The 609-nt window shown below is 44.2% G+C and carries 1 pseudogene; it reads left to right on the top strand.

The window, feature by feature from the left end:
- Nucleotides 1–609: pseudogene (locus R7Q46_RS28260) on the top strand (AraC family transcriptional regulator); the annotation flags it as partial.

Raw genomic sequence — 609 nt, 5'->3', positions numbered from 1 at the left:
CTCGATGCCTGTGATACACCTCAAGGCGTGGTGGTGAATCTCATTCATCCAGCTAACTTTCGTCGTTCGCTTATTGAAAACAATCAGATCAACAAGATTAATATTCTTGTAAAGCCGCAATGGTTAGAGTCCCGTACGGAAGAGTCGTGTTGCAGTACTGCCTTCTTTGAAACGCACCAAGCCTTTTACCACCTAGAGCTTAATCAGGCGTTAACTGAACTTGCCACCGAACTCACCAACCGGGATACACCACATCGTTTCCAAGACAAGCTCGAAATCGAAAGTTTGATTTATCAAATTCTGTTTCACGCAACACAACAAATGCCACAGGATTTTTGCCCTCAAAACACCAACTGTTACCGAGATAAAATCTCCGAACGTCATAGTGATTCACGCGTGGAAAACATTGTCAGCTATATCGAAACGCACCTTGAACAAGAGTTGAGCCTCGAACACATTGCAGAGGTATTCTCGATGAGTGTGTCTAACCTACAACGCCGCTTTAAACAGTCACTTAATATGACGGTGAATGGTTATATCCGTTATCGTCGTCTTGAGATCGCAAGAGTACATTTGGAGCGTGGTTTAGTGTCGATCACTGAAGCAGCG

Source organism: Vibrio sp. 811 (genome assembly GCF_033339195.1).
The sequence above is the reverse complement of the archived record's forward strand: the minus strand, read 5'-3'. Positions and strand labels throughout refer to the sequence as shown.